Origin of the sequence: Mesorhizobium sp. M1004 (genome assembly GCF_040318795.1) — a bacterium.
In the GTDB taxonomy this organism is placed as follows: domain Bacteria; phylum Pseudomonadota; class Alphaproteobacteria; order Rhizobiales; family Rhizobiaceae; genus Mesorhizobium.
Genome location: NZ_JAMYNB010000005.1, coordinates 345,553 through 364,708, shown reverse-complemented (window position 1 = coordinate 364,708; position 19,156 = coordinate 345,553). Strand labels below are relative to the sequence as shown.

The 19,156-nt window shown below is 63.7% G+C and carries 15 protein-coding genes; 6 read left to right on the top strand and 9 right to left on the bottom strand.

Annotated elements, in window-relative coordinates:
* Positions 1-3 precede the first annotated feature (3 nt).
* Entirely contained in the window at positions 4-1,377 is a 1,374-nt protein-coding gene (locus tag NKH54_RS13350; protein WP_023688311.1) for a PleD family two-component system response regulator, read from the top strand.
* 409 nt (positions 1,378-1,786) lie between these two features.
* Here the strand turns inward: NKH54_RS13350 and rpmG are convergent, their stop codons facing one another.
* The 8 genes from rpmG to NKH54_RS13310 form a co-directional block, all read right to left on the bottom strand.
* Positions 1,787-1,954 carry a 50S ribosomal protein L33 gene (rpmG, locus tag NKH54_RS13345; protein ID WP_006201775.1) on the bottom strand — a complete coding sequence of 56 codons (168 nt, stop codon included), beginning with the start codon at positions 1,952-1,954 and terminating at the stop codon, positions 1,787-1,789.
* Between the two features lie 418 nt (positions 1,955-2,372).
* Complete coding sequence (locus NKH54_RS13340; protein ID WP_023695428.1) at positions 2,373-2,828, bottom strand: YqfO family protein; 456 nt, start codon at positions 2,826-2,828, stop codon at positions 2,373-2,375.
* Positions 2,829-2,944: 116 nt separating this feature from the next.
* Positions 2,945-4,120, bottom strand: a complete 1,176-nt coding sequence (locus tag NKH54_RS13335; protein WP_352670420.1) for an MFS transporter — start codon at positions 4,118-4,120, stop codon at positions 2,945-2,947.
* Between the two features lie 79 nt (positions 4,121-4,199).
* Entirely contained in the window at positions 4,200-4,940 is a 741-nt protein-coding gene (locus tag NKH54_RS13330; RefSeq protein WP_023681569.1) for an NUDIX hydrolase, read from the bottom strand.
* Between the two features lie 87 nt (positions 4,941-5,027).
* Positions 5,028-5,480 carry a DUF983 domain-containing protein gene (locus NKH54_RS13325; RefSeq protein WP_352650272.1) on the bottom strand — a complete coding sequence of 151 codons (453 nt, stop codon included), beginning with the start codon at positions 5,478-5,480 and terminating at the stop codon, positions 5,028-5,030.
* On the bottom strand, positions 5,480-7,786 hold the full coding sequence (rnr, locus tag NKH54_RS13320; RefSeq protein ID WP_353028369.1) for a ribonuclease R: 2,307 nt from the start codon (positions 7,784-7,786) through the stop codon (positions 5,480-5,482). The genes NKH54_RS13325 and rnr overlap by 1 nt, the downstream gene beginning before the upstream one ends.
* Before the next feature lie 4 nt (positions 7,787-7,790).
* On the bottom strand, positions 7,791-10,454 hold the full coding sequence (gene topA, locus NKH54_RS13315) for a type I DNA topoisomerase (RefSeq protein WP_353028368.1): 2,664 nt from the start codon (positions 10,452-10,454) through the stop codon (positions 7,791-7,793).
* Positions 10,455-10,770: 316 nt separating this feature from the next.
* Positions 10,771-11,148, bottom strand: coding sequence for a COG4315 family predicted lipoprotein (locus tag NKH54_RS13310; protein WP_353028367.1), 378 nt, complete (start codon positions 11,146-11,148; stop codon positions 10,771-10,773).
* Positions 11,149-11,366: 218 nt separating this feature from the next.
* On the opposite strand from NKH54_RS13310, the gene NKH54_RS13305 reads away from it, so the two are divergent.
* From NKH54_RS13305 to NKH54_RS13290, 4 genes are all read left to right on the top strand, one after another.
* On the top strand, positions 11,367-12,116 hold the full coding sequence (locus NKH54_RS13305; protein WP_353028366.1) for a cytochrome c biogenesis CcdA family protein: 750 nt from the start codon (positions 11,367-11,369) through the stop codon (positions 12,114-12,116).
* Between the two features lie 122 nt (positions 12,117-12,238).
* On the top strand, positions 12,239-13,612 hold the full coding sequence (glmU, locus tag NKH54_RS13300; protein ID WP_353028365.1) for a bifunctional UDP-N-acetylglucosamine diphosphorylase/glucosamine-1-phosphate N-acetyltransferase GlmU: 1,374 nt from the start codon (positions 12,239-12,241) through the stop codon (positions 13,610-13,612).
* 195 nt (positions 13,613-13,807) lie between these two features.
* Positions 13,808-15,631, top strand: a complete 1,824-nt coding sequence (gene glmS, locus NKH54_RS13295; RefSeq protein WP_023681564.1) for a glutamine--fructose-6-phosphate transaminase (isomerizing) — start codon at positions 13,808-13,810, stop codon at positions 15,629-15,631.
* A 92-nt stretch (positions 15,632-15,723) separates the two neighbouring features.
* Positions 15,724-16,494 carry a DUF502 domain-containing protein gene (locus tag NKH54_RS13290; protein WP_353028364.1) on the top strand — a complete coding sequence of 257 codons (771 nt, stop codon included), beginning with the start codon at positions 15,724-15,726 and terminating at the stop codon, positions 16,492-16,494.
* Here the strand turns inward: NKH54_RS13290 and recG are convergent.
* The gene (gene recG, locus NKH54_RS13285) at positions 16,446-18,554 is read right to left on the bottom strand and encodes an ATP-dependent DNA helicase RecG (RefSeq protein WP_027050382.1); all 2,109 of its coding nucleotides are present in this window, start codon (positions 18,552-18,554) and stop codon (positions 16,446-16,448) included. The two genes, NKH54_RS13290 and recG, sit on opposite strands and share 49 nt — an antisense overlap.
* Positions 18,555-18,868: 314 nt before the next feature.
* Here recG and NKH54_RS13280 point away from each other — a divergent pair, with 314 nt between their 5' ends.
* Positions 18,869-19,156 (top strand): FAD assembly factor SdhE, encoded by a 288-nt coding sequence (locus tag NKH54_RS13280; protein ID WP_023681561.1) that lies wholly within the window; start codon positions 18,869-18,871, stop codon positions 19,154-19,156.

The following is a 19,156-nucleotide window of genomic DNA, read 5'->3' as shown; positions in this document are numbered from 1 at the left end:
GACATGACCGCGCGGATCCTCGTCGTCGACGACATCCCTGCCAATGTCAAACTTCTCGAGGTTCGGCTGCTGGCCGAATATTTCGAGGTGTTGACGGCCTCCAACGGGCCGGACGCGATCGAGGCCTGCGAAAACGGCAAGGTCGATGTCGTGCTGCTCGACGTGATGATGCCCGGCATGGACGGGTTCGAGGTCTGCAAGCGGCTGAAAAGCGATCCGGCGACCGCGCATATACCGGTGGTCATGGTGACCGCGCTGGGCCATGTTGCCGACCGGGTGCGCGGCCTCGAGGCAGGCGCCGACGACTTTCTCACCAAGCCGGTCAACGATCTGCAACTGATGACGCGGGTGAAGAGCCTGGTCAGGCTGAAGTCGCTGACCGACGAGCTGCGGCTGCGCGCATCGACCACCCGCAACATCGGCATCGAGGCGCTGTTGAGCCGCAGCTTCGCGTCGGAGGACGCCACGCCGAAGGTGCTGTTGATCGACGAGCGCAAATCGTCGGTTGAGCGCATCCAGAACATGCTGCGCGGCAGCGCCGAGCTCGACATTGCCACCGATCCGCATGCCGGCTTCTTCCAGGCCGCCGAGGCGCCCTATGAGTGCGTGCTGATCTCGACCGGTTTTACCGATTTCGATCCGCTGCGGTTGTGTTCGCAATTGCGTTCGCTCGACCGCACCCGCTTCCTGCCGATCATCCTGATTGCCGACGAAGGCGAGGAGGGCCGCATCATCAGAGGCCTCGAACTCGGCATCAACGACTATCTGATGCGGCCGATCGACCAGCAGGAGCTGACGGCGCGGCTGCGCACGCAGGTGCGCCGCAAGCGCTACAATGACCAGCTGCGCGCCAGCGTCACCCAGACCATAGAGATGGCGGTGACCGACGCATTGACCGGGCTGCACAACCGCCGCTACCTCGACAGCCATTTGCAGACGCTGTTCGACCGCGCCGTGGCGCGGCGGCGGCCTCTGTCGGTGATGATCACCGATCTGGACCGCTTCAAGACCGTCAATGACTCGCATGGCCATGATGGCGGCGACGATGTGCTGCGCGAGTTCGCAAGGCGGCTGCGCAAGAACGTCAGGGGCATCGACCTTGCCTGCCGCTTCGGCGGCGAGGAATTCGTCGTTGTGATGCCGGACACGGACGGCGCGGTGGCGGAGAAGGTTGCCGAGCGCATTCGCGCCGAAATCGCCCAGCTGCCCTTTGCCATCGGCCCTGAAGGCAAGGCGATCGAAGTCACGGTCAGCGTCGGCGTGTCATCGGTTCTGAAGGGCGCGGACACGGTCGCGGCGTTGATGAAACGTGCCGACGTGGCGCTCTACGAAGCCAAAAGTGGCGGCCGCAACCGGGTCGTCGCCAAGGCAGCGTAGGCTAGACCACCGATTATCCAGTCAATCGGACAGGGTTAGGAATTTACCTTAATCCAAGCGATTCGGCAGGCTTGGTTAAGAAACTATTGATTTTCAAACATTGTTGCGCAAATGTGCGGTGCAAGAACAAGGGCGATGCGGGCACGAGGGTAGACAGCCGCATCGCTTCGCCGAATACCCCATGATGCTCAGGTCCGCCGCATCTCCTGGGTCCGTGGGGTCGGCCGGCCGGCGCTGGCACATAGTGGCCTCCTCGTACCGCTGCCATACGCCGACCGGCCCCCTTTTTTGCCAAAAAATGAGATGAGCACTTCGCGCCAAACAGCGGAGGGTTCTGCCTTTTGGGGGCCTTGAATCAAAAACGCCGCCCGAAGGGGCGGCGCTTTTGACAGAGCGTATGAAAACCAGATTACTTGATCTTGGTTTCCTTGAACTCGACATGCTTCTTGGCGACCGGGTCGTATTTGCGGAACGACAGCTTGTCGGTCTTGGTACGGCTGTTCTTGCTGGTCACGTAGAAGAAACCGGTGTCGGCGGTCGACAGAAGCTTGATCTTGATGTTTGCGGCTTTGGCCATTGTATCAGTCCGTTATGTTCGTGGGGTTTTGGCCGCTGGAGCGGGGGAAAACACCCGGACGCGGGAAACTTGGCGCGACACATAAAGAACGTGCCCGGAAAGTCAAGCCCGACGCCTTGCCTGTGTCGTAAGCACATGAGTTGTCCGGATTAGGAGCACATGAGTTGTCCGGTTTTATCATCGGCCCGATGGAGGCTGAGGATGAGACGGACAGCATGGCTATAGGCCGGCGAATGCCGGGACGCTGCGAAGCGGCGGGGTTCGGCAGGGTGGATTGGTCACCCCGACCAACTCTTCGCAGGCTCAGGGCGTTCGAATCTCGACAACCAAGCAATTGGCTTTTCGTCCGCTTCGGACCGCTTCTCACCTCACAACGGAGAAGGTAAAGCCGCTGCTTCCCCTCAGCGGGGCCGGATTTCTAGGCTTCTTCCTTAACTGGAAGCGCTTTCTTCCAGTCCCCAGTGGTGTTCCACCAGCGATTCGGATTGGCGCGGTCGTCCAGGCCCTTGGAGCGGCTGGCGAGGATCGGCTGGATGCGGATCACCGGCTCCTGGTAGGAATGCGCCTGGAAAATCGCCTCGACGACGCGGGCGGCGAGCGACTGGTCGTCGGGCAACTCGAACGAGACCTCGACGGTGCCGGGGCGGCGGCGCAGTTCGGTTTCGACGCCGGCGGCTGCACCTTCCAGCGGTCGGTAGCGTTCGATGCCGTGCGCCGTTTGATAGGCGTTGCGGTCGTATTTGCCCATTGCCAGCGGCGCGATCGCGACCACGGCGTCCATGATGCGGTCGACATCGGCTGCCGGGGCCTGGAAGCTGACAAGCAGCAGAAGCGTCATGCGCAGAGATGTGGTTTCAAAGCCGCTGTCGATCATCGCCGTATCCTCAAACTCGGGTTTTTTGGGACACCCTTTTAGCTGAGGTCTCCTGACACGGTTCTGTCAGCAGCGGCGACATCCCGTCAGGATTGCGCAGGCTGGCGACGGACAGGCTACCAGATCTTGCGGACCAGCCTGGCGCTGACCAAGGCGATATAGGCGGCAAAGAACAGGCCGAGCGACCAGCCGAAGCCGGAGGGCCCGAAGGCATCCATGCCGATGCCGATCGCCTGCGGGCCAAGCACCATGCCGACGCCGTAGCAGAGTACGAAGGCGGCGTTGGCCGAGGCCAGTTCATGGCCGGAGAGCTGCGAGCCCAGATGGGCAAGGCCGATCGTGTACATGGCGGCCACCACGCCGCCCCAGACGAACAGAAGCGCCGCCATCAGGTGCCAATTGCCGGCGAAGAACGGCATGAAGATGGTGCCGGCAAGTCCGACGGTGGCACAGGCCAACAGCAGATAGCGGCGGTCTGAGACGCGGTCGCTGATCATGCCGATAGGGATCTGCATCAGCACGTTGCCGAGGCCGATCATGGTGAGCAGGAGGGCTGCATCCGCCTCGGAATAGCCGATGCGGTTGCCATAGACGGGGAACAGCGCAAAGCCGCCGGTCTCGACGGCGCCGAACACCAGCACGGCGGCGGTCGCTGTCGGCACCAGCCAGATATAGCGCAGGAAGTTGCTGGTTTCGCCGTCAACCACGATTGTGGGACTTTCATTCCGTGCGGCCAGCACCGGGATTGCGGCCAGCGCGACCAGGACGATGATGACGCCAAACGGCAAGAAGCCGGTGCTGCCGATATGGGCGAAGATCCATGGCCCGGCGGCGAAGCCGAGCGACAGCACTGTGGCGTAGATGCCGAGCACCAGGCCGCGCCGGCGCGGCGGCGCCGAGGTGCTGATCCAGAATTCCGACAGGATGAACAGCACCGTCAGCGCGATGTGCAGCACGACGCGTAGTGGGAACCACATCCAGAAGTCCGGCGCGAAGTGGAAGCCGACAAAGGCGAGCGCGCCGGCGGCGATCATGGCGATCATCGTCCAGGCGACGCCGAAGCGCATCGCCAGCGGCGTGGCCAGCGGGGCGCCGGCGATCGAGGCAAGGCCGGCGACCGCGGTGTTGAGGCCGATCATCGATGCCGAGTGGCCGCGGCTCTCGAGAATAACGCTGAGCAGCGGCATGCCGAGGCCTATGGCGATGCCGACGACGCTGATCGACGAGATCGCGGCGATCATCGGTAGCCAATGTACGCGCTCGTCGCCCTCTTGCTGGGTATCGACCGTCATGTGATGCCTGAATACTCTGTCTGTTTGATATTGCGTAATTCCGGACGGAAAACCGCGTCACACTTTTCCTGGAATTGCTCTAAAGAATTTCGCGAACGAAGCGGTTGCGGATAAGCCGGTAGAACGGCACGGACCCACCGGGTCGCAGGCGTGGATCGCCGGCAAGCCGCGTCTCCAGCTCCTGCAAGATCGTTCGGGTGATGTCGGGGATATCGGCCTCTCTGGCCTTGGCGAGCGGCAGCCAGACTAGTTCTTCCAGCTCATTGGTCGGGCCGCCACCCGGCAGTTCCACGGCGACATCGCTGCGCCAGGCGCTGAAGAAGCGGGTGTCGAAACGACGCACGCGATTGGGCGGGGTGATGGCGCGGGCGATGAAGCGCAGCGGCGCCAGCGAAGGCTGGACGCCGTGCTCGACAAAGCCCTGCCAGTCGCGCTTGTCGGTTGCGAACGAGCCTTTGCGGCCGATGAGCAGGCCGGCTTCCTCATAAGTCTCGCGGATGGCCGAGAGCGCGATGGCACGGGCCCGCGACGGGCTGATGCGGCCGACGCCGGCGGTCAGCCTGGCTTCTTCCTCCGGGAGCAATGGGGTGGCAGCGGCAATGCGGCTGTCGGCCGAATCGGTGCGGCCGCCGGGAAAGACGAACTTGCCGGGCATGAAGGCGTGGCCTGCATGGCGCCGGCCCATCAGCACCAGAATCTCGTCGCCCTCGCGGTCGAGCAGGATCAGGGTGGCGGCATCGCGCGGGCGTATGGGCAGGCCGCTGTGGGCGGCTGCGCCACGGTCCATCCTGCTGACTTCCGCCTTGGTCATACCTTCCATGCGCAGGACCTAGCGGAAACTTCTGGCAAACGAAAGTGGCCTTTCACGGTCGGCATGTTGCGCCAGGCGACATTGCCCTGACGCAAACTAGGTTCCGGGATGCGGCTCGGTGCCGTCTTTTTCGCCGCCGAAGCCGTGCATATAGAGCGCCCATTGCAGTCCGATGACGGCGCCCTTGACCGGTTGCAGCAGAGCGACCGACAGCACGATGGTCAACGGCACCCAAATGGCGATGTGCTGCCACATGGAGAGCGTCGAGGTCGCCTCGATGCCCATGAAGGCGCCGAGAACGATGTGGCCGACAATGACGATGACGAGATAAGCGGGCAGGTCGTCGGCACGGTGGTGGTGGAACTCCTCACCGCACACGGCGCATTTGTCGACGCTCTTGGTGAAGCCGGCGAACAACCTGCCTTCGCCGCAATGCGGGCAGCGGCCAAGGGCGCCGCGCTTCATCGCCGTCCACAGCGGGCGGGCGACTCGGCCCGAATGATGTTCGCCGCCGAAAACCTGCTTCTGGATTCCCATTTCGCTTGCCATTATCGTCTCCTGCCGCGCGACCCCGGGCGCGATTGCGACGCGCGGGCGCGGCCTTTTGCCTTGTGAAACGACCGTTTGGAGCCGGGCAGGGGCTTCGGGTCGGTCAGCATCTCGAAACGCATCGCACCGGCCATAGGCGCCACCTCGATCAGGCGAACCTCGACGCGGTCGGCAAGCTGATAGCCCTTGCCGGTGCGTTCTCCGAACAGCGATCGCGCGGTTTCGTCATATATATAGTAATCGCCATTCAGACTTGACACCGGGATGAAGCCATCTGCGCCAAACTGCGGCAATTGGACAAATAGTCCCGATTTGGTGACGCCCGAAATGCGGGCGTCGAAGCGGTCGTCGATGCGCTCGGCGAGGTAGGCAGCGATCAGCCGGTCGACGGTGTCGCGCTCGGCCGCCATGGCGCGGCGCTCGGTGCCCGAGATCAGCACCGCGACGTCTTCCAGCCGCGTCTCTTCGTCCTGCGTCAGCCCGCCGGGGCCGAGCCCAAGTGCGGCAATCAGCCCGCGATGCACGATCAGATCGGCATAGCGGCGGATCGGCGAGGTGAAATGCGCGTAGCGCTTCAGGTTGAGGCCGAAATGGCCGATGTTCTTGGGCGAATATTCGGCCTGACTCTGCGAGCGCAGCACCACTTCGTTGACCAGCCCCTCATTGTCGGCGCCACGCACGCGCTCGAGAATGCCGTTGAACTGGGCGGGCCGCATCTGCGCGCCACGCGCCAGCGACAGGCCGAGCGTCTGCAGGAACTCGCGCAGCGATTCCTGCTTGGCCAGCGACGGCGCATCGTGGACGCGGTAGACCAGCGCCTGCTTCTTCGCTTCCAGCGTTTCGGCGGCGGCGACATTGGCCTGGATCATGAATTCTTCGATCAGCTTGTGGGCGTCGAGCCGCTCCGGGACGATGACGCGGTCGACGGTGCCGTCCGGCTTGAGCAGGATCTTGCGCTCCGGCAGATCAAGCTCGAGCGGCTGGCGGCCATCGCGGCCGCGCTTCAGGATGGCGTAGGCGTCCCACAGCGGCTTCAGCACCGTATCGAGGATCGGGCCGGTCTTGTCGTCAGGAAGGCCGTCTATCGCGGCCTGGGCCTGCGGATAGGCGAGCTTGGCCGCCGATTTCATCATGACGCGGTGGAAGGTGTGACGCAGCTTGCGGCCATCGGTGGCAAAAATCATGCGCACGGCAAGCGCGGGACGGTCCTGGCCTTCGCGCAGCGAGCACAGGTCGTTGGAGATGCGCTCTGGCAGCATCGGCACGACGCGGTCGGGGAAATAGACAGAATTGCCGCGTTTCAGCGCCTCGCGATCGAGTGCGGTGCCATAGCGGACATAGGCTGCAACATCGGCGATCGCCACCGTGGCGATCACGCCGCCGGGGTTCTTCTCGTCGAGGTCGGGCGTGGCGAAGACGGCGTCGTCATGGTCCTTGGCGTCGGCCGGGTCGATGGTCACCAGCGGCAGGTCGCGCCAGTCCTCGCGGTGAGCAAGCGTCGCCGGTTTTACCGCCTCGGATTCGGCGATGACGTCGGCCGGGAAGATATGCGGAATGTCGTGCGCGTGGATGGCGATCATCGAGACCGCCTTTTCGCTGGTCAGCGAGCCCAGCACCGCCAGCACTTTTGCGCGCGGCAAACCATACCGGGAGGCCCGCGCGGGCTCGACCTCGACAAGGTCGCCGTTCCTGGCGCCGTTCTGGAATTCCTTGTCGACGATCAGTTCGGGCTGGCGACGTTCGACCGGCTCGATGCGGAAGGTGCCGTCCCTCAGGATCCGGAAGACGCCCAGCACGGCATCGGTGCGCTTCTCGAAAATCTTCATCACGCGGCCGGTATAGGCAGGCCCGGTCGCATCGTCGGTCGGGAAGGTCTTGGCCAGCACACGGTCGCCGATGCCCGGCTGCGGGCCATTGCCGCCGCGCGAGACGCGGATCGAGACGACGGGCGGTTCGCCGGTGCCTACGGGCTCGGCAGGATGCGCCAGCAGGATGCCGTCGCCATCGCGGCCAAAAATGTCGAGTACGGCGACATGCGACAAGGCGCCGACACGGGCCAGCCGTTTGCGCTCCTTGGTCAGGATGCCTTCGTCCTGCAGGTCGCGCAGAATGTCCTTCAGCCAGATGCGGTCGTCGCCGCGCAAGGCAAACGCCTTGGCGATGTCGCGTTTTCCCGCGCGGTCGGGGTTCTCGGCGATGTAGCGCAGGATTTCGTCACGCGAGGGCCTGTAGTCGTCCTTGACCTTGGCCCTCGTGTCGGCGGTGCGCGGATCGCCGTGGCTTCTACCGGTGATCCTGCGCGCCACGCTGCTATCCCTTTTTCTTCGCCGCCGGCTTCTTGGTCGCCGATTTCTTGGCTGTGGTTTTCTTGCCAGGGGTTGTTTTGGCAGTGGTTTTCTTGGCTGTGGGGGCCTTGGCGGCTGCCGCCTTGCGGAACGGCTTCTTGCCGCCGCCCTTGGCTTCCTTCTCGGCAATCAGCGCCACCGCGTCCTCGACGGTCACCGACTGCGGATCCTTGCCCTTGGGCAGTGTCGCGTTGACCTTGCCGTAGTTGACATAGGGCCCGTATTTGCCATCGCGCACGACGATCTTGCCGCCGCCATCGGGATGGTCGCCGAGTTCCTTCAGCGCCGCCGCAGTGCCGCCATTGCGGCCGCCCTTGCCCTTCAGCTGCTTCTCGGCGATCACGGTGACAGCGCGGTTGAGGCCGATCGAGAACACATCCTCTATGCTGTCGACATTGGCATAGGTGCCATCATGCAAAACGAATGGACCATAGCGGCCAAGCCCGGCGGAGATCATCTTGCCGGATTCAGGATGCTTGCCGATATCGCGCGGCAGCGACAGCAGCGCCAAGGCCTTTTCATGGTCGATCGAGTCGGGCGTCCAGCCCTTGGGCAGGCTGGAGCGCTTGGCTTCCTTGCCGTCGCCGCGCTGGATATAAGGACCGAAGCGGCCTGAGCGCAGCGTGATTTCCTCTGCCGTGTAGGGATCGTTGCCGAGGACCTTGGTGCCGTCCTCGCCGCCGCCATTCTCGCCATTCGGGTTGGCGGCGTCGCCGAGCTGGCGGGTAAAGGAACATTCCGGATAGTTGGAGCAGCCGACGAAGGCGCCGAACTTGCCGAGTTTCAGCGACAGATTGCCGGAGCCGCATTTCGGGCAGATGCGGGGATTCGAGCCATCCTCCCGCGCGGGGAACACCAGCGGCGCCAGTTCCTCGTTCAGCGCATCGAGCACGTCGGTGACGCGCAGTTCCTTGATGTCGGCGACCGCGCCGGAAAAGTCTTTCCAGAAGTCGCGCAGCACGTCCTTCCAGGCGAGCTTGCCGTCGGAAATCTCGTCAAGCTTTTCCTCGAGTGAGGCCGTGAAGTCATATTCGACATAACGCTCGAAGAAGCTTTCGAGGAAAGCCGACAGCAGCCGGCCCTTGGCCTGCGGCACCAGCCGGCGCTTGTCGATGGTGACGTAGTCACGGTCTTCCAACGTCTTCAGGATCGCGGTGTAGGTCGACGGACGGCCGATGCCGAGCTCTTCCAGCTTCTTGATCAGCGACGCCTCGGAGTAGCGCGGCGGCGGCTCGGTGGTGTGCTGGGTGGCATTGATCGCCTGACGGGCCAGCTGCTCGCCGGCACGGATCTCGGGCAGACGACGGTTTTCCTCGTCTTCGGCGTCGTCGTCCTTCTGGTCGGTGTAGGCGGCGATGAAGCCGTCGAAGCGAACGACGGAACCGACGGCGCGAAGCTCCGCGGTGCGAGCGCCATTGACCGCCTCAATTTCGACCGTGGTACGCTCGATCTCGGCCGACTGCATCTGGCTGGCGATGGCGCGCTTCCAGATCAGCTCGTAAAGCCGCAGCTGGTCGGAGTCGAGATACTGCCTGACCGAAGCCGGCGTGCGCATGAAATCGGTCGGGCGGACCGCCTCGTGCGCTTCCTGGGCATTCTTAGCCTTGGCTGTGTACTGGCGCGGCTTTTCCGGGAGGTATCGTGGGCCGAATTCCTTGGCGATGGTGTCGCGTGCGGCGTCGATCGCCTCCGGCGCCATCTGCACGCCGTCGGTTCGCATATAGGTGATCAGGCCGGTGGTCTCGCCGCCGATCTCCATGCCTTCATAGAGGCGCTGCGCCACCTGCATGGTGCGCGTCGCCGAAAAGCCGAGGCCCGACGATGCCGCCTGCTGCAGCGTCGAAGTGGTGAAGGGCGGGCCAGGATTGCGCCTTGTCGGTTTGGCTTCCACCGACAGAGCCTTGAAGGTCGCGCCTTCGAGCATGCCCTTGATATCGTCGGCCTGCGCCTTGCTGGCGATGTCGAGCTTCTGCAGCTTCTTGCGCTCGAACGCGGTCAGCCGCGCCTCGAAGCTGTCGTTACGTGGCGTGCCGAGGAGGGCAGCGATCTGCCAGTATTCCTCGCGGATGAAGCGCTCGATCTCGGATTCGCGGTCGCAGACCAGGCGCAGCGCCACCGACTGGACGCGGCCGGCCGAACGGGCGCCCGGCAATTTGCGCCACAGCACCGGCGACAGCGTGAAGCCGACGAGATAATCGAGTGCGCGGCGAGCCAGATAGGCATCGACCAATGGTGCATCGATCTGGCGCGGATTGGCCATCGCTTCCAGCACCGACGACTTGGTTATGGCATTGAAGACGACGCGGCTGACCGGCTTGTCCTTCAACACGCGCTTCTGCTTGAGCACCTCCAGCACGTGCCAGGAAATGGCTTCGCCCTCGCGATCCGGATCCGTGGCGAGGATCAGGCCATCGGCATCCTTGACCGCGTTGGCGATGTCGGTGAGACGCTTTCCGGACGCGGTGTCGACCGCCCAGGACATGGCGAAATCCTCGTCGGGACGCACCGAACCATCCTTGGCCGGCAGATCGCGGACATGGCCGAACGAGGCCAGAACCTTGAAGTTCTTGCCGAGATACTTGTTGATTGTCTTTGCCTTGGCCGGCGATTCGACGACGACGACGTCCATGAGGTCTCATATCAGCTGTGGGGCGGCAGAAGAATTCCGCTGCGTGACGCATTCAATTGGTCGCTCACATGGCCGCGCTTTTGCGATCGGTCAAGGGCAAGCGGCCAAAATGCGGAGGCGTGTGCCGCAATACACTCTTAGAGTGTATGGAGAAGATCACAAAATTTTTGTCTGGGAGGGTTCGTGTTTCGAGCCACCGGGAAAGGCGCCGCGACCAGTTCGTGCTGCCCGTAAATGCCGAACTGGTCGCCGGGTCGCTTGGAGCCGGCGGCCAGCCGAGTCCCGCCGATGGGGTGCGGGATAGAGGTTCGGACGATCAGTCGGCCTTGACGATGTGCCAGACTTCGCCGACGCCGTCGCCGGTGATGTCACCGGCCTTCTTGTCCTTGATGAAGGTGTAGACCGGCTTGCCGTCATAGGCCCACATCTTGGTGCCGTCGGTGCGTTCGACGATGGTCCATTCGTCGTCCGCCTTGGCGCCATCCTCGGCCTTCAGCGGCGGCCAGTTGGTGGCGCATTTGTCGTAGCAGTTGGTCTTGCCCTTCTCGTCCTTGTCATAGGTATAGAGCGTCATGCCATTGGCATCGGTGTAGATCTTGGCGCCACCGACTTCGGCTTCCTTCCACGCTTCGGCGGCGAAGGATGCGGCGGTGCTGAGCAGAAGGGCGGCCAAGCCGACGGTGATCGTTTTCATGGAAATCTCCCTGGTGATCCGACGAAGTGCGCAGAAATCGCGGCTTCGCTCTGTGAACGTTCGGCGAGGGATATTTCTTCCCCGGCTTGGTCAACTTGGGATTGGCCGACAACAATTCGTCCGGCCGGATCGTATCTGTAGCCAAATTCCACACGATGGTGATTGGCGAACACGATTTTGCGTCGCTATATCGGCGCCAAGGAATCTGGAGTTCTGGAATGCCATTGGACATCGGCTATGTCAGCGCGGTCGGAGCGGGGGCGATCTCGTTCCTGTCGCCTTGCGTGCTGCCGCTGGTGCCTCCCTATCTCTGCTACATGGCCGGCGTGTCGGTCGACGATTTTCGCGGTGACGATGCCAGCGTCACGGCCAAGGCCGGCGCCCGCGGCGCGCTCATCTATTCCTCGCTCGCCTTCGTACTCGGTTTCTCCACCGTGTTCGTGGCGCTTGGCGCCGGCGCCTCGACCATCGGCCACTGGCTGCGCGTCTGGCAGGAGCCGCTGGCGATGGCGGCCGGGGTGCTGATCATCCTGATGGGGCTGAATTTCCTCGGCATCCTGCGCATACCACTTCTGTCGCGCGAGGCGCGCTTTCAGTCGCAGGGCAAGCCTGCCAGCATGGTCGCCGCCTATGTCATGGGGCTGGCCTTCGCCTTTGGCTGGACGCCGTGCATCGGCCCGGTGCTGGGGCCGATCCTGACCTTGGCCGGCGGCCGCGAGACGGTGGGCGAGGGCGCTCTTCTGCTTGCCGCCTATTCGCTTGGCCTCGGCATTCCGTTCCTGATTGCTGCCCTGTTCTCCGGCGCCTTCATGCGCTTCCTCGGCAAATTCCGCGTCCATCTCGGCCGCGTCGAAAAGGCGATCGGCGCGCTGCTGGTCGTCGCCGGCGTGTTCTTCCTCACCGGCGGCGTGCAGACGGTGTCCTACTGGCTGCTGGAGAATTTTCCGGTGCTGGGCCGGCTGGGGTAGCGATCCGCTGATCGAGAGTGAACTGCCTCATCACCTCACCGGAATTTAACCCCATTGGTGCAGCATGGCGCCAGATGCTACCACTCTGCGATTCCTGATCCCATTCATACGGTTGTCCTTCCATGAGCCAGAGATCCTGCTTGTCCGTCATTCTCGCCGCCGGCGAAGGCACGCGCATGAAGAGCGCGATGCCGAAGGTGCTGCACCAGATCGCCGGACTGCCGATGGTCGCCCATGTGGTGAAAGCGGCCGAGGCCGCCGGTGCTGCCAGCCAGGCGCTGGTGATCGGCCATGGCGCCGATGATATGCGCAAGGCGGCCGCGAAGTTCGCGCCCAAGGCCGAGACCTTCGTGCAGGAGAAACGGCTCGGCACTGCGCATGCCGTGCTGGCTGCGCGCGATGCGATATCAAAGGGTTATGACGATATTCTCGTGATGTTCGGCGACACGCCGCTGATCGACGCTGAAGCCCTGGTGACCGCGCGGCAAAAGCTTGCCGATGGCGCGGCCGTCGTGGTGATCGGTTTCCGTCCGCCCAGCCCGGCCGGCTATGGCCGGCTGATCGAAAAGGGCGGCAAGCTCACCGCCATCCGCGAAGAGAAGGACTGCTCCGCCGAGGAAAAGAAGATCGGCTTCTGTAATGCCGGCATGATGGCGGTGGCGGGCAAGCATGCTCTCGACCTGCTCGACCAGGTTGGCAACAAGAACGCCAAGGGCGAGTTCTATCTCACCGACATCGTCGAGATCGCCAGTGCGAAAGGGCTCGATGTCGTTGCCACCGAAACCAGCTTCGAGAGCGCGCTCGGCATCAACAACCGGGCCGAGCTGGCGCAGGCGGAAGGTATCTGGCAGGTGCGCCGGCGCTACGAGGCCATGCTGTCGGGCGTAACGCTGATCGCGCCGGAAACCGTGTATTTCTCGCATGACACCGAAATCGGCGCCGATACGATCGTCGAGCCCAATGTCTGGTTCGGACCGGGCGTGAAAATTGCAACCGGCGCCAAGATCCACGCTTTCAGCCACATCGAAGGCGCCACCATTGCCTCCAACTGCGTTGTCGGGCCGTTCGCGCGGCTGCGGCCGGGTGCCGATCTTCGCAACAAGGCCAAGGTCGGCAATTTCTGCGAGGTCAAGCAGGCGGTCATCGAGGAGGGCGCCAAGGTCAATCATCTGACTTATATCGGCGATGCCCGTGTGGGCGCGGGAGCCAATATCGGCGCCGGCACCATTACCTGCAACTATGACGGCTACTCGAAGTTTTTCATCGACATCGGCGAGGGCGCCTTCATCGGTTCGAACTCGTCGCTGGTGGCGCCGGTTACGATCGGCAAGGGCGGCTACATCGCCTCGGGTAGCGTCATAACCGAAAGCGTGCCGGACGATGCGCTGGCCTTCGGCCGCGCCCGCCAGAAGACCATTCCCGGCAAGGGCAAGGAATTGCGCGAGCGCTTCGCGTCTGCCGCAGCGGCGAAGAAAAAGGCCGGCACCGACCATTAACCGCCGAAGCAATTGAACAACCGAGGAATTGCGGTAACCGGATTGCAAGAGCGGTGTGTCATAGTGCATCGGGTTGAGAAGCGTTCCGTTACAGCAGACGAAACGCAAAGTGACTTTCTCGGCGGGCCGGCAATCCCTAGATAGCGCTGGTTTTCCATCGGGACTGGTTTTCCAGCGGGAATTGGGGGCAGGCATATGTGCGGTATCGTCGGAATTGTCGGCCAGAGCCAGGTCGCGCCGCTCATCGTCGATGCGCTGAAGCGGCTGGAATATCGCGGCTATGACTCGGCCGGTGTCGCCACGATCGAGCATGGCCGGCTTGGCCGCCGCCGCGCCGAAGGCAAGCTGATCAACCTCGAACGCCGGCTGAAGGACGAGCCGCTCGATGGCACGATCGGCATCGGCCACACGCGCTGGGCCACACATGGCGTGCCCAACGAGACCAACGCCCATCCGCATTTTTCCAACGGCGTCGCCATCGTTCACAACGGCATCATCGAGAATTTCGCCGAGTTGCGCGATGAGCTGATCCGCGACGGCTATTCCTTCTCGTCGCAGACCGACACCGAGGTCGTAGCGCATCTGGTGGCGCGCGAACTGGCCAAGGGGCTGAAGCCGATCGAGGCCGCGCATCAGGCGCTGAAGCGGCTGGAAGGCGCCTTTGCGCTGGCCATCATGTTCACCGGCGACGAGGACCTCATCGTCGGCGCCCGCAATGGTCCGCCTCTGGCCGTCGGCCATGGCGATGGCGAGATGTTTCTGGGCTCCGACGCCATTGCGCTCGCCCCGTTCACCAATTCCATCACCTATCTCGAAGACGGCGACTGGGCGGTGGTGCGCCGCGATGGCGTCACCATTTTCGACATCGACGGCAAAGAGGTTGCCCGCAAGCGCCAGCAATCGCTGTCGACCAGCTTCATGGTCGACAAGGGCAACCGCCGCCATTTCATGGAAAAGGAAATCCATGAACAGCCGGAAGTGATCTCGCACACGCTGGCGCATTATGTCGATTTCGTCTCCGGCGTGTCGAAGCCGCTGGAGCTGCCGTTCGACTTCGCCAAGATCGGCCGGCTGGCGATCTCGGCCTGCGGCACCGCCTATCTCGCGGGGTTGATCAGCAAATACTGGTTCGAGCGCTATGCGCGGCTGCCGGTCGACATCGATGTCGCCTCGGAGTTCCGCTACCGCGAAATGCCGCTATCGGCTGATGACGCGGCCTTCTTCATTTCGCAGTCCGGCGAAACCGCCGACACGCTGGCCTCGCTGCGCTATTGCCGCAAGGCGGGCATGAAGATCGGCGCCATCGTCAATGTGCGCGAATCGACCATGGCGCGCGAATCCGATGTCGTGCTGCCGACCTTGGCCGGTCCGGAGATCGGTGTAGCCTCGACCAAGGCTTTCACCTGCCAGCTTTCGGTGCTGGCCTCGCTGGCGGTGCGCGCCGGCGTGGCCCGCGGCACGATCTCGAAGGACGAGGAAAAGACGCTGGTACGCGCTCTTTCGGAGGCGCCTCGCTACGCCAACCAGGTGCTCAAGCTCGAGGAGCAGATCGAGCGCATCGCGCGCGAAATCTCGCGCTACAAGGACGTGCTCTATCTCGGCCGCGACACCAATTTCCCGCTGGCCATGGAAGGCGCACTGAAACTCAAGGAAATCTCCTACATCCACGCCGAGGGCTACGCCGCGGGCGAGCTGAAGCATGGGCCGATCGCGCTGATCGACGAGAACATGCCGGTCATCGTCATCGCGCCGCATGACCGCATCTTCGAAAAGACTGTGTCGAACATGCAGGAGGTGGCGGCGCGCGGCGGCAAGATCATCCTGATCACCGACGCCAAGGGCGCGGCTCAGGTGAGCGTGAAGACGATGGAGACGATCATCCTGCCTGACGTGCCGGAAATCATCTCGCCGATCATCTATGCGCTGCCGATCCAGATGCTGGCCTACTACGCCGCCGTGTTCATGGGGACGGACGTCGACCAGCCGCGCAACCTGGCGAAATCGGTGACCGTGGAGTAGTCGGCGCTCATCGGGGGTCTAAAAAACTTCGCAGTTCCAAAGCGCCGTCCGCTTCACTAGTGTGGCGCTGCAACCCGCATCCCCGGTGAACCATGTCCGATGCTCCCAGAACTTCCGGCATGACCCGGCTGAGGAACTATTTCCTCACAGGCTTTATCGTCTGCGCGCCGCTGGCGATCACCGCCTATATCGCCTGGTCGTTCGTCGGCTGGGTCGATTCCTGGGTGAAGCCGTACATTCCGGCGCGCTACAGCCCCGACACCTATTTGCCGTTTCCGGTGCCCGGCTTCGGCCTGATCGTGGCGCTCGTGCTGATCACGCTGATCGGCTTCATGACCGCCAACATCGTCGGTCGCGCCATCGTCAATTTCGGCGAACGGCTGCTTGGCCGTATGCCGCTGGTGCGCGGCATCTACGGTTCGCTGAAGCAGATTTTCCAGACGGTGCTGTCGAACAAGGGCGATATGTTCCGCCAGGTTGGGCTGGTCGAATATCCGCGAAAAGGCGTCTGGTCGCTGGTCTTCGTCGCCAGTGAGAAGGAAACCGAGATCAACCAGAAGCTCGACCATGCAGGCGACCCGATGATCGCCGTGTTCATGCCGTGCACGCCGAACCCTACCACCGGTTTCCTGATGTACGTGCCGAAATCCGACATCGTGCTGCTCGACATGACGATTGAGGACGGCGCCAGGCTGATCGTTTCGGCCGGGCTGGTGGCGCCCGAAGTCAAGCCGAAAATGGTGAGGATGAACGGCCAGCCGATCGACGGAGATCTCGCCAACCCGCCGCTTGGCGGGCTGATCGCCGAGGGCGCTCAGCCGGCGCGCAAGAGCCGCACGGCCTCGTCGCGGCCGAACAAATAGAGCAGCAGGCGCAGCGCCTCGCCGCGCTCAGACTGTAGTTCCGGGTCGCGCGACAGGATCAGCCTTGCATCGTCGCGGGCTGCTTCGAGCAAGTCGGCGTGCACCTCGATGCGCGCCACCTGGAAGCCCGGCGTGCCGGACTGGCGGGTGCCGAGCAATTCGCCTTCGCCGCGCAGCTTCAGATCCTCTTCGGCGATCAGGAAACCGTCCTCGGTCTCGCGCATCACCGACAGCCGGCGCTTTGCCGTCTCGCCGAGCGGGTCCTTGTAGAGCAGCACGCAGGAAGAAGGCTTGTCGCCGCGCCCGACGCGGCCGCGCAGCTGGTGCAGTTGCGCGAGACCAAAACGTTCGGCATGCTCGATGACCATGATCGTAGCGTCCGGCACGTCGACGCCGACCTCGATGACGGTGGTGGCGATCAGGATGCGGGTTTCGCCGGCCTTGAAGGCGCGCATCGCCTCGTCTTTTTCAGCCCCCTTCATGCGGCCGTGGACGAGGCCGATGCGATCGCCGAACAAGGGCTGCAGCGAGGCAAAACGGTCCTCGGCCGACATCAGCTTGATCTCTTCGGATTCCTCGACCAGCGGGCAGATCCAGTAGATCTTCTGGCCGTCGGCAACCGCGTCCAGCATGCGACCGACCAACTCGTCCAGCCGTTCCAGTGGCAGCGTGACGGTGCGGATCGGCTGGCGGCCGATCGGTTTTTCCGTCAGCTTGGAGACGTCCATGTCGCCGAAGGCGGTCAGCACCAGAGTGCGCGGGATCGGCGTCGCCGTCATCACCAGCATGTCGGGGGCGTCGCCCTTGGCGGTGATGGCAAGCCGCTGGTGGACGCCGAAGCGGTGTTGCTCGTCGACCACGGCAAAGACGAGGTCGTGATAGGTCACCGTTTCCTGGAACAGCGCATGGGTGCCGACGACGATGTCGATCTCGCCGCTGGCGAGACCTGATAGCGTTTCAGTGCGTTCGCGGCCCTTTTCGCGGCCGGTCAGGATAGCGACGCGCAGGCCGGCCTGTTCGGCCAAAGGCGTGATCGTCGCCAGATGCTGGCGCGCCAGGATCTCGGTCGGCGCCATCAATGCCGCCTGGCCACCGGCCTCGACTGCGCGCCCCATGGCCAGCAGCGCCACCACCGTCTTGCCGGAGCCGACATCGCCTTGCAGCAGGCGCAGCATGCGCTCGGGGTCGGCCAGATCGGCATTGATTTCGGCAAGCGCGAATTCCTGGCTGCCGGTCAATGAATAGGGCAGGGCTGCGCGCAGTTTCTCAACGATGCGACCGTCGCCGATGAGCGGCCGGCCCGACAGGCGGCGCACTTTTGCCCGCACCAATGCCAGCGAGACCTGGCCGGCGAGAAGCTCGTCATAGGCAAGGCGGCGCCATGCCACCCCCTCGATGGCGACATCGATCGGGTCCGCGGGATAGTGGATGCGGGCGAGCGCGTCGGCGAAGGCGGGGAAAGTCTGCTTGCGCATGAAGGCGCCGTCCTGCCATTCCGACAATTCCGGCAGCCGGCCGAGCGCCTGGCCGATGGCGCGGCGCAGCACCTTGCCCGACAGGCCGGCGGTCAGCGGATAGACCGGTTCGACCAGCGGCAGTGTTTCCGCCTCGCTCACCAGGGCGATATGGTCGGGATGGACCATGGTCGGGCGGCCGTTGAACCACTCCATGCGGCCGGAGACGACGACATGCTCGCCCACCGGCATCGCCTTTTCGAGATAGGCGGCATGGGCGTGGAAGAAGATCAGGCCGATCTCGCCGGTGTCGTCATGGGCATAGACGCGGTAAGGCACCGACCGGTTGCCGCGCGGCGGCGGCTGGTGGCGGTCGATGCGCACGTCGAGCGTGACGATGGCGCCGGCCGGCGCAAGCGCGATGCCGGGACGATTGCGGCGGTCTATGACGGTGTGCGGCAGAACGAACAACAGGTCGCCGGCGCGCGCCGGCCGTTCGCCGAGATCGGCCGCCACCACCTTCTCGATCAGAGCGCCAACCTTGGGGCCGACGCCGGCAAGCGAAGTGATCGGGACGAAGAGAGGGTCGAGGAGGGAGGGGCGCATGGCTTCACTCTCCCCCCTGTGGGGAGGGTCGATCCTCGAAGCGGAGCGGGATGGGGGTAGGTGCGCGGCTAACTTTCGAGGAAGTCGGTAGGTCAGCGCCGCACCCCCACCCCGTCTCACTCGCTTCGCTTTGCGAAGCGTGCTCGCCGACCCTCCCCACAAGGGGGAGGGTGAAGTGCGGGCGGTGTCCGGCACCAGCGTTGTCAGGAGTGTTCTTCACACCAGGGATGTTTAGCCGCCCACCCGTGCGTTGCAAGGCTGACACCGCCCTCTATCCACGCTATATGCGCCGCACCAAGCAAGGATGCGGCACGATGACCGGGACGAAACGATCAAGCGAGGGGCTGGATATCAGGCGCCGCAAGCTGTTGTTCCGCTCCTGGCATCGCGGGATGCGCGAGATGGACCTTATCCTCGGTACGTTTGCCGACAACGAGATCGGCGCCTTGACCGGCGATGAAATCGACCAATATGAAAGGCTCCTCGACATCCCCGACACCGAATTCCTGCCCATGGTCACCGGCGAACGCCCGGTTCCCAGGAATATCGACTGTGCCGTCCTGCAAAAGATCCTGGCATCGCGCCGGACCATGACATTTTAA